We start from the raw sequence: 14,941 nt of genomic DNA, 5'->3' as shown, positions 1-14,941 counted from the left end.
AACACTACTGAGCACCCTACAGAGTGGGTTCTTGTTTTTTTTGCAGGAAAACGATCTGTCTCAAGGTACTTATCCCGGCTTCGTTCCCGTTTACCGGGGGTTGAACACCAAGTCATATATCAGGATACTTCAATATGAAACAAGAAACCAGAATGTTTGGTAAAATATGGCCCGAAAGAGACCGGACTCCAGCCACAACCATCAATCCGCCCCTTTATCGAGGCTCAACCGTTCTGTTCGATGGCTATCAGCAGATGATACAGGTGAATCGTCATGAGTACGAGGGCATCACCTACGGCACAGACCGGCTGCCCACCCAGAGGCAATTTGAAGAGGCCATGCGCGAGCTCGAAGGCGGTGCCGTGACCCGAGTTTTCCAATCCGGTATTGCCGCCATCCAGACCGCTCTGCTGGCCTTTACCAGGAGCGGCGACCATATCCTGGTATGCGACAACGCCTACGGGCCAGGGCAACGGTTCTGTAGAAAAGTCCTGAAAAAATTCGATATCGATTACACTCCCGTTCCGGCCGATGTCGGCGCGGACATTGCGCAATATATCAGGCCCAATACCGTGTTGATCCTCCTTGAATCACCGGGATCGATAACCTTTGAAATTCAGGATATCCCGGCAATCACCGCCATCGCCCGGCAGAAAAATATCATTACCGTACTGGACGCCACCTGGGCCACGCCGCTCTATGTGAAACCTTTCGAGCTGGGAATCGATGTATCCATCCATTCAGTCACCAAATACATTTCCGGCTATTCCGACGTGCTTGCTGGAACGGTGACGGTGAATGAACGTAATGCCGAGACTTTTGCCGCCTTTTACAAACTGATGGAAATTTATACTCCGGCAGAAGAATGTTATCTCGCCCTGCGCGGCCTGCACTCCATGGCCACCAGATTACGGCAGCACCAGCAGTCGGCACTGACCATAGCCAGATGGCTGGAGAGCGTTGCCATCGTCGACCAGGTCCTCCATCCCGCCTTGCCAAGCCATCCGGAGCATCATCTCTGGCAAAGGGACTTCACCGGCTCCTCCGGACTTTTTGCCTTCACCTTCAAAAAAGAGTATACCGACGAGCAACTGACTGCCTTTATCGATTCCCTGCGGCTGTTCCGTCTCGGCTACAGCTGGGGCGGTTATCAAAGCCTGCTCACCGCCGCCAGGATCGTTCGGGCCACCCCATCGAGATATGCGGGTAAAACTGTCGTCCGCCTCAGCATCGGCCTTGAGGACTGCGAGGATCTGCGCCACGACCTGGAACAGGGCCTTGCTCTGCTGTAATAAAGGATGTATCTTTTGTTCTTACGATACAAGGCATTTTTGAGGGTATTATGAGCGACGCACTCCAGCAGCAGATTTTCCCCCTACTGCACACCGAACAAAACAAACCCGGCAGCCCGGCACCTCTCCAGGTGCCGGAAGAAATCCCCGCCGGCCCATGCTGAGGCCCGAAACCGCCTCCACGGTCCAGTGGATATGCACGCGCCGGATACACCATCTGCCCTTTTGTCGAGGGTTTTACCGAAACCCCGGCAGGACCGGTTCCCAGGGTAGCCACATCACTTTCAATCCGGGACAGACTTGGCACCCTCGGGGCCAGAACCGGGTTTACCCGTAATACCTATAGCATCACCCCGGGCCTGTACTGCGTTGGCAAACCAGGCAAAGACTCACCGGTCCTGGTCACCGCGAACTACAAACTGACCTTTGATGCGTTGCGTAGAGCACTCCCCCATCTCTCCCTGTGGATTCTGGTGGTCGATACCCGGGGTATTAATGTCTGGTGTGCTGCGGGCAAGAAGACCTTTTCAGCCGAAGAAGTTGCCTATCAGGTAAAAAGTGCAAAACTTGATCAGGTGGTGGCGCACCGGGAACTGCTCCTGCCCCAGCTTGCGGCAAGCGGTGTGGCAGCCAGGGAGCTCAAAAAACTCTGCGGCTTTCGAGGCCGGTTCGGGCCGATTGCAGCCGCTATGCTGCCGGAGTTTCTCAAGAACGGCAAAGCGGACGAAAGAATGCGTACCGTAACTTTTTCCCTCACCGAACGGGCCGCTCTTATCCCTCTGGAAATCTGCATGTTATGGAAACGACTCCTCGCCGCCGCCATTGTTCTCTTCGTCCTTTCGGGAATTTCGCCCCAGATATTTTCCCTGGAAGCCGCCCGCAGCCGCGGCCTGATTCTCTTGCTTGCCACCCTCGGGGCGATCACGGCAGGGGCAGTACTCACCCCACTGCTGCTGCCCTGGATTCCATTTCGACAATTCTGGCTGAAAGGCACGGTGACCGGCAGTATAACGGCCATGCTGTTTCTGCTTGGGATACAGCCGGCAGTTAATGGGCCGGAAAAACTTGCCATTTTTCTGTTCATCACCACCTGTGCCGCCTATCTCGCCATGAACTTTACCGGCTCTACCCCGTTCACTTCACTTTCCGGAGTGGAAAAAGAGTTGCGCAGGGGCCTGCCGGTGCAGATAGGTGCAGCAGCACTGGCTCTGCTGATCTGGCTCGCCGGCCCATTTATACCGTAAAGGAGAAAAGCTGGCATGAAAGGATTCAGATATCTTGATAATACGGCAATATTGCGGCTGTCAGAAGAAAAATGCATCGGTTGCGGCAGCTGTGAACTGGTCTGTCCGCACCGCATCTTCCGCGTTCGGCACGGCAAAGCCAGCATCACCGACCACAACAGGTGCATGGAATGCGGCGCCTGCGCGAAAAACTGTCCGGCCGACGCCATCTATGTAAACCCCGATGACGGCTGCGGCTGTGCCGCCTATATCATCAACAGCTGGCTTGCCGGCATACGCGGCAAGCCGCCATCAGGCTGCGGCTGTTGAGGCGCCCCGATATTTTACCTAACATACTTTACGCCACATTCTTCTTTATTTTTGCCAGCCCCATCGTCCGGCAAACGAACTATGGCACACCATAAATGACAGAACTACAAAAAATAGTTGATAATTTTTTGTATGATGGTATCAAGAGTAGTTTTCTGTTGACAATTTGCATGATTTTTTCATTCATGCTAAACTTTTACAGTTGTTTTCTCGCAGAATTGCCTAAACTCGAAGAGCTGCTTTACGATAGATAAATAAAAACTTAGCGATTCTCTGCTTCGACTTCCACAGTCTAACAAGTACTATCAGGTCAGGGCGCATGATCAGTAAAGATAACACCTTTTCTCTCATCCAAAAGTCCGGCAATCTGCCAACGCTTCCGGCAATTCTCATCAAACTGCTCGCGGCCTGTGACGATGAAGACACGGCGATGGCCGATATTGCCGCTATCATAAGCAGGGATCCGGTGCTCACCTGCAAAGTACTGCAACTCGTCAATTCAACCTATTACGGTTGCCGGTATTCCTTTAGCAACATAGAACAGGCAGTTGTTTATCTCGGTGAAAATACCATTAAAAACCTTGCGATAACCATGTCGGTTCACCAGGTTTTCGGACACAGGAGTTTCACCAGCCTGAAAAAATTCAACATCAACGTTTTCTGGTATCACTCGCTGCTGTGTGCCACCCTCGCCCGACGCATTGCCCAGCGGATCGGATTTGCCAACATTGAAGAAGCGTACCTTGCCGGCCTTCTCCATGATATCGGCAGACTGATCCTGGTTGCCACATTCCCTGCGGAACATGAAACAATCCTCGCCAGAACAAAAAATCGGCAAAACACCTTGTGGGCCGAAAAACAGCTGCTGGGAGTGATGCACAGCGAAACAGGCGGCTGGCTGCTGCAAAAATGGCGGCTCAACTCCATGCTCGCCGATGCCGTAGCTTACCACCATGAATCACCGGACAGGATTAAAGAGGCGTTCCCCCTGGTCAGAATTATTTATACCGCGAATCTCCTCTGTCAGGAAAACGATATCGGCGAACAAAAATATGCCGACGCTGATCTGTTGACAGGCCTTGACCATGACGCTTTAGAAGAAATAGTCGAAGGGGCGGAGGAGGAGGTGGAAGGGATTGCGATCAGTCTTGAAATCAAGATTGAAAAACCGGCTGGCAACGCTGCCCCCTCCCCAATAAATGACAGTACCTCTTCAGACGACCCAGAAGGGGAAGCGACTGCATGTCCGGCTGCAACCACTCCGCCGGAGGACACGGCCGATACACAGCAGGAGAAGCTGCAGCAAGCCCTGACCGCCCGGGTTAAAAGTGTTTCCCTGCTGTCGAGTTTTCTTGAGAACCTGGCCCATGCCGCAGATACTGAACAAATCATGGCGGCCTGCGAGCAGGCAATGTCGATTCTCTTTACCATTGAGAAAGTGCTGTTTTTCTTGCCGGATAGCAAGAACCTTCTCCTGAAGGGACGAACGTCACCGGACAACCGGCTGCATCAGGCGAGCCAGGGGTTGACCCTCACGGTCCCAAAAAGCTCGAGCCTGATTGTCAAAACCTACCACGATATGGCAATCACCTCGCTTACGACAGAAAAACCTGCGGAGAATCTTGCCGACCGCCAAATCCTGACAATACTTGACAGCGACACGATTCTTCTGGTGCCACTCGTTGCCGATAAGAAACCGACAGGGGTTATTCTGCTTGGCCTGCCCGATAAAGGGGACTCACTCACCCAGGCTGACCACAAACTGATCCAGGTCGTCATCCACCAGGTGAGTCTGTGTCTCCAGCTGGAGAGAATGAAGGAGCAAAAAGCGGCGGAACTCGATGCTGCCCGGATGGCAGCAGTATCGATGACGGCAAGAAAAGTTGCCCATGAGATAAATAATCCGCTCGGGATCATCAGTAATTATATCGCCTCGATTAAACTTAAAAATTCCGCCGACAACGCAATTCAGAATGAGTTGGATATCATTGACGAAGAGATTCAACGAATATCCTCGATGATCAGGCAGCTCGACATTTTCTCCAAAGATCCCGTTTTTCATTTTGCCGTAACCGACGTCAATGCCACGATCAAGGGTATCGTCCAGCTTCTCAATGCAGCGCACTCCAGCAGCCCGGGAATCGATATTTCCTTTTTGCCTGACAAAACACTTCCGCGCATCATGACCTCAAATGATGGTCTCAAGCAGATCCTTATCAACCTGCTGAAAAATGCTGCTGAAGCGATGCCCGACGGCGGCAGCATAACGGTAGAAACAAGACAGTCAGCACCGGAAGCGACCACCGTTAAAAAAGGGATTGAGATTGTTGTGACGGACACGGGCCCGGGATTACCAGACCTCGTCAAAAACCGACTTTTTGCTCCCTTTGTCACTACCAAACAAAATGGACACTCCGGCCTTGGCTTGTCAATAGTTCATAAAACCGTCAAGGATCTTGACGGGACCATTACCTGTACCAGCAATCCGCTGGTCGGAACCTGCTTTGTAATATATCTTCCCGATTCCGGCCAAAACGAGCTGCCAAGGAGAACGTAATAGCCATGCAATCGAATATTCTACTCGTAGACGACGAACCACGATTTATTGACAGTCTGCATGATATACTCAAACATTTCAATTATAAATGCACGAAAGCCCCGAACGGAACCGAGGCGATCCAGTTGCTGAAAACAAATCAATTTGACCTGGCGCTGCTTGATGTGGGGTTGCCGGATATCTGCGGCTGTGAGATTGTAAAATCCATCAAAACATGGAACATCCGCACGGCCGCCATCATGTTGACCGGCATCAGTACGGTTGAAACCGCAGTAAAAGCCATGAAGTTTGGCGCATATGATTTTCTCAGAAAACCTATCCATCACGAGACCCTCATAAAAACAATCGATAAGGCCCTGCAGCACAACAAGCTGAAAAGCGAGCTTGAGATCAGTGAAGAACGATACGAAACCCTGGCGGAAGCTGCCTGGGAAGGAATATTCATCCATGAGAACAACCGGATTATCGAAGCAAACAGCCAGTTTCTGCAGATGTTTGGCTATACCCACAGCGAGCTGTTCCAAGGCATAAGAGTTGACAATATTTTTACCCCGGCCTCAAGGGCTATAGCCGTAAAATTTATCGAGCAGGAGATCGCCGGAAGCTTTGAGCTGTCAGGAATAAAAAAAGATGGGACAAAATTTATTGTCGAGGCGAAATCCCGTCCGATAACCTACCTCAATAAACCGAGACGAGTCTGTGTGATCAGGGACATTTCCGAGCGAGTCCGGGCGGAAGAAGAAAAACTCAGGCTGCAGAAAAAACTGGCCAAAGCGGGAAAGCTCAGTGCCCTTGGATTAATGGCCGGATCAGTAGCCCATGACCTGAACAATATCCTTTCGGGAATTGTCAGCTACCCAGACCTGCTGCTCGCCCAGATGAGCGAAACGGATAAATATTATATCCAGATTAAAAAAATCCAGGAAGCAGGAAAACGGGCGGCGGCGGTAGTTTCCGACCTGGTGACCATAGCAAGAAATGGCGCATCACCTAAAACGATTGAAAATATCAATGATATCATCGTCGATCATCTCAACTCACTCGAACACCTTGAACGTCTGGCAAACTTTCCGAACACCAGAATTCAAACCAGACTCAATAAAAATTTACATAACATCTGCTGTTCGCCACAGCACCTGCATAAAATTCTTCTCAACCTGATCGGCAATTCCCTGGAGGTAATCGAAGGAGAAGGGATCATCCAGATATCCACGGAAAACTGTACGTTTGCCCATCCCCTGACAAACGACAAGACTGGCCCCGGGGATAATGACTATATCAAATTGACCGTATCCGACAATGGGCCGGGAATCAGGCAGGAAGATATCGAGTGCATTTTCGATCCTTTTTATACCACGAAGGTGATGGGAAAAAGCGGCACCGGTCTTGGCTTATCCATCGTCTGGAACATCATCCAGGACCACAGGGGCTGGGTAGAGATCAAAGACAATAATCCCGGGGCGGTTTTCGAAATTTATCTGCCTGCAACCCAGGAAACGGCGTCCCCTCTTATGGGTTGTGGGACATTCGATTCTCTGCAGGGAAATGGCGAAACTGTGCTGCTCATCGACGACCAGAAAGAACAGAATGACCTGATGGAAAAAGTTCTCCAGAAAATGGGCTATCAGACATACTCGGTACAGAGCGGGGAAGAAGGGATAGCCTTTTTAAAAAAACAGCCGGTTGATCTGGTTCTCTTGGATATGATCATGGGAGAGGGGCTGAACGGACGGGAGACATTTGAACAGATCCTAAAAATTCATCCGCACCAGAAAGCAATCGTCATCAGCGGTTATGCCAGAAATGATGAGATAGTGAAAATAAGAAATCTTGGCGTGGTGGATTTCATTGAAAAGCCGGTGACAATCAACAAGATTGGCCTGGCAGTTAAAAAGTCTCTGGCCCCCACAAATACTGGCATCGATCCGCAATAAGACGGCCTGCTGACATGGTACAAGAAAAAAGATCCTTTACCCGCATTGCCTTAAATATACCGGCAAGCATTTCTCTCTATCACTTGGAATTCCGCCAGAATGGCGTTATTGCCAATATCAGTCTCTCCGGTTGTTTCTTTCCCTTTACAGGAGAACTGCCCATAGGTGAGCTCTGCGAAGTGACTATTACCGTTGGCGAGGGGCTGGAAACAGAAACGGTCAGCCTCTCCGGCATGGTTGTCAGATGCGATGCCGAAGGGGCTGGAATCAACTTCACCGAATATTCCCCTGAGGTCAGACTGCAACTGGAGAAAATAATATCTCAAGAATCGGCAAAGCAGCGGTCATCCTGAGGTAGATTGTTTGCCTTGTGCCAGGGATATCGTTTCCCGAACGAAGCGGGAACCGATTACTTCGGGTTTTCATAAAAGATATACGATGTTGAATAATCGCTGAATTCAAAATACACTTTTTTCTCGCCCGGATCGGCCACACTGTTTAAGTTACTGTCGAGGATGCCATACCCGAAGCGATAAGGACGTTCGACATTACCATTTGTGGATGTCGCTGTGGTCAACTTGTCTATTTTCATAAATCTTCTGACCAGCTTATCTCCGGCGTACACTTCAAGTATGCCGTCGGTTCCAGTCCAGTTCTGCACGGCCCGACCGATCTTGTTTTGCGTTTCCTGGGTGCATCCGGCAAGGAGAAGAGCAATAACTGCACAAAACATCATTTTTTTCATGGGTCTTCCTTTTCGTTCAATGGAGAATGAGGAGGTTGGCGCCACAAACAGTAAGGATTAATATAAAAAATTAAAGCCAATAAAAGCATCATGCACATTCATTCTATAATGGGGTAGATATGAGAACAATGAAGGCATTGGTCAAGGCGAAAAAACAGGAAGGGCTCTGGCTTGAAGAGGTGCCGGTTCCGGTACCGGGCAAGAACGAGGTATTGATCAAGATTTCCCGGACCGCCATCTGCGGCACAGATGTGCATATTTTCAACTGGGACAGCTGGGCCCAGCGGACCATCCCGGTACCGATGCCGATCGGTCATGAATTTGTCGGGGTCGTCGCCGAAGTCGGCGAAAATGTCATCGACTTCCATCCGGGCGACCTGGTGTCCGGCGAAGGGCATTTAGTCTGCGGCCACTGCCGCAACTGCCTGGCCGGGCGACGCCACCTGTGCATGAACACCAGCGGAGTAGGTGTCAATCGGCCGGGAGCCTATGCCGAATACCTTTCCATCCCGGTGACCAATGTCTGGTTTTGCGATGCATCCATCCCCCTTGATATTCTCACCTGTTTTGATCCACTCGGCAACGCGGTACATACCGCCCTCTCCTTTGATATATTAGGGGAAGATGTCCTCATCACCGGCGCCGGTCCTATCGGCTGCATGGCTGCGGCCATCGCCGCGCATGCCGGAGCACGCCACGTGGTGGTGAGCGATGTCAACCCCTATCGTTTGCATCTCGCCAAGACAGTCGGGGCCACCCGGGTCGTGGATGTGCGCCACGAAAAAATCAGCGATATTCAGCATGAGCTGGGCATGAAGGAGGGATTTGATGTCGCCATGGAGATGTCCGGCAATCCCGCCGCCCTCGATGCGATTCTGGATAATATATGTCACGGAGCGAAAATTGCGCTGCTGGGGATCATGCCCCAGAGCACCCCGGTCGATTGGAACAAGGTGGTATTTAACGGCCTGACCATCAAAGGTGTTTATGGGCGGGAAATGTTTGAAACCTGGTATAAAATGACCGCAATGCTGCAGTCCGGGCTGGATATTGCACCGCTGATCACCCATAGATTTCCCTATACCGACTTTCTCCAGGGGTTTGAGGTCATGCGCTCCGGAAAATCGGGCAAGGTAATCCTCAACTGGGACCTGGAGGACTAACATATGGCACTGGCACAACTCGATAAAACATTACAGCAGGAAATTCTTGCTCTCCAGCGGGAAGGACGGGCCAAACCGCCGGAGCGGGTCATCACCGGCTACCTCCCGCCAGAAGGAGAGCGCGGCCCCCGCTATACCCTGCAGGGTGAAAAGAAAGCGTTTCTCCGCATGAACTCCAACTCCTACCTCTCGCTCTCCAATCATCCGCAGTTGATCGCCGCCGCCGATACAGCGACCCATCGCTGCGGGGTGGGCCCCGGAGCTGTCCGTTTTATTGATGGCACATTCATCTACCACCAGGAACTCGAACAGCGGGTGGCACAATTTGTTGACAAGCCAGCGGCGAAAATTTTCAACTCCGCCTATACCGCGAATTGCGGCCTGGCGCTGACCATCAGCAGCAAAACCACCCACTGGATCGGCGACCAGCTCAACCACAACTCGATCATCCGGGCAATGCGAATAGCCGGGGTACCCAGCGCCAACAAAGGTATTTATGGTCACAACGACATGGATGAGCTGCGCCGCTGCCTCGATGCGGTGGGTCCGGAAATCGATCGGGTGGTGGTGATCTTCGACGGTATCTTCAGCATGCGCGGCGATTATGCGCCCATCGATACCATTCTGTCGATCACCGGAGAGTACAGCGGGAAGTTTCGCGATGGAGTCATCACCGTGGTCGACGACTCCCACGGCATTGGTGCCTATGGTGCTGCCGGCCGGGGAACTGTCGAATATTCCGGCGGCAGCCCCGATATCATCATCGGCACTTTCGGCAAGGCCTTCGGGGTCAATGGCGGCTTTATTGCGGCCAGTACAACCCTGATTGAAATGGTGCGGCAGAAGGCCGACACCTATATCTACACGAATCCTTTAAGTGTGGCCGATTGTGCGGCGGCGACCAAAGCGCTTGATATCTGCGACAGCCAGGAAGGGCAGGCTCTGCTGCAAAACCTCAAGCAGAGGACGCAGCAGTTCCGACGCGGTCTGGAGCAATCCGGTATTGAATCGATTGCCGGTCCGCATCCGGTGGTGCCGGTTATGGTACGGGACACGGCAAAAACCCGCGCCCTGGTCAACCATCTCTATGCCAACGGTATCCTGGTGGTCGGGCTCACCTTTCCTGTCGTGCCCAGAGGCGATGAATCCATGCGTTTCCAGATCAACGCCGCCCATACGCCGGCGGATATCGATTATGTGCTGGAAGTGCTGGCGAAGGGAACGGTCACCATTAAAAAATAGCGTCTCGGGCCGTCGCGAAGCCCGAGACGCTATTCAAGAGCAGGTAAACCCCAGTTGTTACCTACCCCATTTTGAGCGTACTGCGTATTTTCTTCTTTATGCCGTCTATGACAAAAGGAGTCAACCGTTTCTTTTCTTTGAGGATCTCTTTAAAGAGATCCTTTTTCTTCAGCGGGATCTGCGGCCGCTTCGCGGGAATCAGCGACAGCGATTGCGTCGGGCAGGAACTGATGCAGGCCCCGCAACCAAGACAGTTATCGGCTATCACCCGCATCTGCTTCTTTTTCCGACCGTTATCGCAATCGACAAGCTCCAGCGCAGTCACGTTGCAGGCCTTTTTGCAGAGACCGCAGCCGACACAGGTCTCGCTGTCAATCTGTAGCGTAAAGTTGGTCTTGGCGATCCCCATGGGAAAGCCCTGGTTTATCCCGCCCAGCAGCTCGCAGCAGCAGGAGCAGCAGTTGCAGATAAACGACGGTTTATGCCGGATGTTATCGGTGATATGGGTCAGGTTCAGGTCTCGTGCCTGACCAAGTATTGCCAGCAATTGTTCTTTGGTGCGATATTCGGCAAAGCCCCTGCGCACCATGAATCTGGCGGCCGTGCCAAGGGAGATGCAGATCTCCCTGGTCGGCGCATTCTTTGCGCAGCTCTCGCCTAAGTGTTCTTTTTTATGGCGGCAGTAACACATGCCGATAGCGCCATAACCGCTGGTGTTGATTATTTCCCGGGCGCTCTCGTAGGTCGCCACCTGGGAGCTGACTGGAATATGCTCTTCATACGGCAGCGCGCGGGTAAGCGGGGTCTTACTGGCAAAAAATTCCCGGCCCATCCGCTGCTCAGGGTCGCCGAAGAGGTACTCGGTCATCAGCTGAGCGAGTTCCGCCACCGGCAGATCGCTGCGCTGCTTCATAAAGCTGAACTCAAAAAAGCCGATAAGCCCCGGCATCAGCAGATAATAGGTTTTCCCGCCGTAGGTGGTGTCCATCACCAGCCCCTTTTCCGCCATCGCCTCAAGCTGCTGCGCCAGCCGGTCCGACTCCCAGCCGGTCGCCCGCCCCAGTTCTTTTAAGGTCGCCTCGGTGAGCGGAAAACGAGAGGCGACATAGGCATCCTCCTCGGTAAAAAGAATGGCCAGGATGCGGCGCAGTTTCTCGGTATCCGGCAGGCCGATTGGATATTTGTTCAGGCGGTCGATCAGTGGAACGATGCTGCTTTTTCCGTCAAGATGGTGACCCATTTTTATTACCTGCTCATAACTGTTAACTGGAAAACCGAAAAGACTGCATCTCCTCGGAGTTGTAAACGTTTTCCAGTGCCGGAGATGCGCGAAAGAGGTCTTTAAACTGTATTAAAGATACGTTTAAAGGCCGATGACAAGACAGATTCGGTGCTGGGGAACGTTTATTATTTATTCATAACATATTGATCCTTAAGCGCATAGACACTGTCCCATACCCGGCCGAATCCTGCTTTATCGAGGACGGGTTTCTTCATCATTTTCTGAAAGAGCTCTTCCTGGGTTGCCGAATTTTCATGACTGAGAATCATCTGCAGGGCAAAGGCCGCATAATCTTTTACCAGAAAAGTGAAGATCTGTTCCAGCATATCTTTGTCAATGGCGTAGATTCTGCTGTTTTCCAGGATCAACTGGGCGTAGACAATCAGGGTGAAAAGCTCGCCTGCCGCCAGCATATAATCGATATTTTTTGCCTGCTCCGCAGTCGGCGGCGCCGTCATGAGCAGGGTGCGAAAGAGTTCCACCTGTTCTTGAAACACCCGGACATTCGGTGAATCGGCATCACCATAGGCCAGCCGGTAATCGGGAAAATGGATGGAAGCCAGGCCGCCGGTCTTCTGCCGGAAAAGGTAGCCGTCATCCGCCGCCTCTCTTATTTGCGGAATTTCCGGGTACTCGACCGGCGTAAAGAAGTAGTTTTTGACGAATTTAATGATCAGCGCCATATTGACATGCTCGGTGCCTTCCAGCTTGGGCAGCATGCCGATATCCCGCAAGGCCATCTCAAAGTAGGTGTCCTGCTCATACCCCTTGGCGGCGATGATCTCATGGAGCAGCCCCACCACCTTCTCCCCCTGACCGGTCACCTTCATCTTGACCACCGGGTTAAAGAGCAGGTAGCGACGATCGTCATCCGAAGCACTGCGCATATAATCCGCGGCCCGGAAGGCAAACAGTTTCATGCCGATCAGTCGGGCATAACTCTCGGTAAAGAGCTTTTTCACATGGGGAAAATCGGTCACATAGCGGCCATAGAGATTACGGCCCGCCGCGTGGTTCAGCGCCTCGTAAAAGCAGTGGGTCGCGATGCCGATCGAGGCGCAGCCCAGTTCAAATTTGCCGATATTGATGGTATTGAGAGAAGAGTTCCAGGCATGCTCACCCCGGGAGATGATGTCCTCCTCGGTGATGGGATAATCGTGCAGGGCATATTCGGCCACATAGGCCTGGCGTACCCCGGAGGTGTCGATCTTCTTGACGCACTCATATTTTTCGTGCGTGGGATCGACCGCAAAAAAGACATATTCGCCGGTGCCGTCGACTTTGGCAAAGGTCGACACCAGTGCTGCGGCATTGCCGTTGCCGATATAGTATTTCGAGCCCCTGGCCAGATAGGTGCCGTCAGCCTGGGGGACAAGCAGCATCTCACTGGAGTACAGGTCGGCGCCATGCGTCTTTTCCGACAGCCCGAAGGCAAAAATACCACCCTCGGCCAGCAGCTTCGCCGCCTTTTTTTTCACCGTCTCGTTGGTGCCCATCCAGATCGGTCCGAGCCCGAGAATAGTCACCTGCCAGGCATACCAGTAGCAAAGCCCATAAAATCCGAGGATCTCGTTATACTCACTGATCCGGTACATGTCCCAGCGTCCGTTATCCGCGCTGTATTCTTTAGGCGTTAGAAAATCGGCAAATATTTTCTCGTCCTTGATAAATTTGAGAAAATCCTCGTACCAGACCATCGACTGATCGTCCTGCTTGATTTTCTGCAGTCCCTTTGTTTCAAAAAAATCGATGGTTTTAAGGACCAGTTCCCGCGATCGGGGGTCGGCATGGAATCGCTCATATTTTTTCGGGTTGAGCAGCGACAACGAATGTGACATGAAGATATCTCCTAGGAGGAGGCTAGCCAAGAACGGCCGAATGAAACAGCTCAGTAACATCATCAAATAAACCGATCTCCAGAAGAGCTTGCCGAAGCAGTTCGGGCTGCTGGAGAAAATCCTGCATAAAGACTATTTCCGAGGCCTTGAGATAGAGCTGGAAGGTATCCAGCACCCGTCCTTTCAAGACCTTATCGATCAGCAGCATGACATTCTTTTCCTCCCGATAGGGACTCAGCTGCACCGCCCGCTGCAGGAACTTGGAGATGTAGAAAAGAAGCACGCCCTTTATACTCTTCACCGTCTGCCGATGGGAGGGCAGCACGGTTTTACCCTGCAGCCCGGCCAGCTTGACCACTGTTGCACAGTAGGCAGCATAATTTTTAAAACGCCCCCCTTTTTCCAGATCCACATCGAGCAGCGGTGACTGAAATACACCCCGCAAAAGGGTATCGCCGGTTACCGCCCAATCATCGCCGACATAGACCAGATCGCTCTGGGAATGACCGGGACAGGACAATACTTCAATGCCCAGCCTTTCGGGCAAGTCGTTTTCCGCCACGAGAAACTTCTTCGGAAAAGGCGGAAACAGCACGCCGCTGTCAAAGATCTGCCGCAGCTTGGCAAGATAGACGTCATCAAAGCCCAGGTCCGCAAGCAGATGGGCCATGGCTTCGATCCGCCGGTCATGTCCGGCAATCTTCAGACAATCGCGATACGGAAAATACAACGCAGCCGGGCAATTTTGTTCAAGCCAGTGGGCCTGTCCGTAATGATCGACATGGCAATGGGTGATAACGATATGCTTCAGGCTGGCCAGATCAACATGCTCCGCGAGATACCGCTGTGCTTCCCTGGTGGGAGGTCCGGTATCGAAAAGCACCAGTTCTCCCGCCAGGCTGCCCGTGTAACAATGAACAGGACCGACCATATACGGTGTACTGATGGTATGCTGGGTCAACATGGTCATATTGATTGTACCGTATTGTCGCTCCGACAGAAACCCATGAACCTTTGCGTGCCCACTCGAGAGTGGGCACGTAGGATGATTAATAGCACACCGCGAATCCCGCCCAAAAGCTTTGCGGGACTCTGTCATTCACGAAATTCTTTCCTTGTAAACAGCACAAGAGGATTAGTGGTTAGTCACTAACCCCGCCCAACAGCATTGCGGGACTCTGTTTAGTCCTCGCTTGACGGGGATAAGTTCATTCACGAAATTCTTTCCTTGTAAACAGCACAAGAGGATTAGTGGTTAGTCACTAACCCCGCCCAACAGCATTGCGGGACTCTGTTTAGTCCTCGCTTGACGGGGATAAGTTCATTCACGAAATT

General features: G+C 52.1%; 12 protein-coding genes. 8 read left to right on the top strand and 4 right to left on the bottom strand.

The annotated features are described in order from the left end of the window. Positions 1 to 134: 134 nt before the first annotated feature. From metC to FCL47_RS22925, 6 genes are all read left to right on the top strand, one after another. Positions 135 to 1,292, top strand: coding sequence for a cystathionine beta-lyase (gene metC, locus FCL47_RS22950; RefSeq protein ID WP_205747414.1), 1,158 nt, complete (start codon positions 135 to 137; stop codon positions 1,290 to 1,292). A 143-nt stretch (positions 1,293 to 1,435) separates the two neighbouring features. After that, positions 1,436 to 2,536, top strand: coding sequence for a mercury methylation corrinoid protein HgcA (gene hgcA, locus FCL47_RS22945; RefSeq protein ID WP_370459590.1), 1,101 nt, complete (start codon positions 1,436 to 1,438; stop codon positions 2,534 to 2,536). Positions 2,537 to 2,551: 15 nt separating this feature from the next. Then, positions 2,552 to 2,845, top strand: coding sequence for a mercury methylation ferredoxin HgcB (gene hgcB, locus FCL47_RS22940; protein WP_136816054.1), 294 nt, complete (start codon positions 2,552 to 2,554; stop codon positions 2,843 to 2,845). 319 nt (positions 2,846 to 3,164) lie between these two features. After that, entirely contained in the window at positions 3,165 to 5,402 is a 2,238-nt protein-coding gene (locus FCL47_RS22935; RefSeq protein WP_136816053.1) for an HDOD domain-containing protein, read from the top strand. Positions 5,403 to 5,407: 5 nt separating this feature from the next. Beyond that, positions 5,408 to 7,336: a response regulator gene (locus tag FCL47_RS22930; RefSeq protein ID WP_136816052.1), complete on the top strand. Its 1,929-nt coding sequence runs from the start codon at positions 5,408 to 5,410 to the stop codon at positions 7,334 to 7,336. Between the two features lie 14 nt (positions 7,337 to 7,350). Continuing rightward, entirely contained in the window at positions 7,351 to 7,689 is a 339-nt protein-coding gene (locus FCL47_RS22925; RefSeq protein ID WP_136816051.1) for a PilZ domain-containing protein, read from the top strand. Between the two features lie 56 nt (positions 7,690 to 7,745). On the opposite strand, the gene FCL47_RS22920 is transcribed toward FCL47_RS22925, so the two are convergent. Continuing rightward, a complete protein-coding gene (locus FCL47_RS22920) occupies positions 7,746 to 8,081 on the bottom strand; it encodes a membrane lipoprotein lipid attachment site-containing protein (RefSeq protein ID WP_136816050.1) in 336 nt (111 codons plus the stop codon). A gap of 128 nt (positions 8,082 to 8,209) precedes the next feature. Between FCL47_RS22920 and tdh the strand changes: the two genes are divergently transcribed. Beyond that, positions 8,210 to 9,244 carry an L-threonine 3-dehydrogenase gene (tdh, locus tag FCL47_RS22915; protein ID WP_136816090.1) on the top strand — a complete coding sequence of 345 codons (1,035 nt, stop codon included), beginning with the start codon at positions 8,210 to 8,212 and terminating at the stop codon, positions 9,242 to 9,244. Between the two features lie 3 nt (positions 9,245 to 9,247). After that, entirely contained in the window at positions 9,248 to 10,486 is a 1,239-nt protein-coding gene (locus FCL47_RS22910; protein ID WP_136816049.1) for a pyridoxal phosphate-dependent aminotransferase family protein, read from the top strand. A 61-nt stretch (positions 10,487 to 10,547) separates the two neighbouring features. Here FCL47_RS22910 and FCL47_RS22905 read toward each other — a convergent pair whose 3' ends face one another. The 3 genes from FCL47_RS22905 to FCL47_RS22895 form a co-directional block, all read right to left on the bottom strand. After that, a complete protein-coding gene (locus tag FCL47_RS22905; protein WP_136816048.1) occupies positions 10,548 to 11,726 on the bottom strand; it encodes a 4Fe-4S dicluster-binding protein in 1,179 nt (392 codons plus the stop codon). 167 nt (positions 11,727 to 11,893) lie between these two features. After that, complete coding sequence (locus FCL47_RS22900; RefSeq protein ID WP_240744343.1) at positions 11,894 to 13,606, bottom strand: acyl-CoA dehydrogenase; 1,713 nt, start codon at positions 13,604 to 13,606, stop codon at positions 11,894 to 11,896. A 22-nt stretch (positions 13,607 to 13,628) separates the two neighbouring features. Then, positions 13,629 to 14,576, bottom strand: coding sequence for an MBL fold metallo-hydrolase (locus FCL47_RS22895; RefSeq protein ID WP_205747413.1), 948 nt, complete (start codon positions 14,574 to 14,576; stop codon positions 13,629 to 13,631). Between the last annotated feature and the right edge of the window lie 365 nt (positions 14,577 to 14,941).

Origin of the sequence: Desulfopila sp. IMCC35006, from assembly GCF_005116645.1 — a bacterium.
In the GTDB taxonomy this organism is placed as follows: domain Bacteria; phylum Desulfobacterota; class Desulfobulbia; order Desulfobulbales; family Desulfocapsaceae; genus Desulforhopalus_A.
The sequence above is the reverse complement of the archived record's forward strand: the minus strand, read 5'-3'. Positions and strand labels throughout refer to the sequence as shown.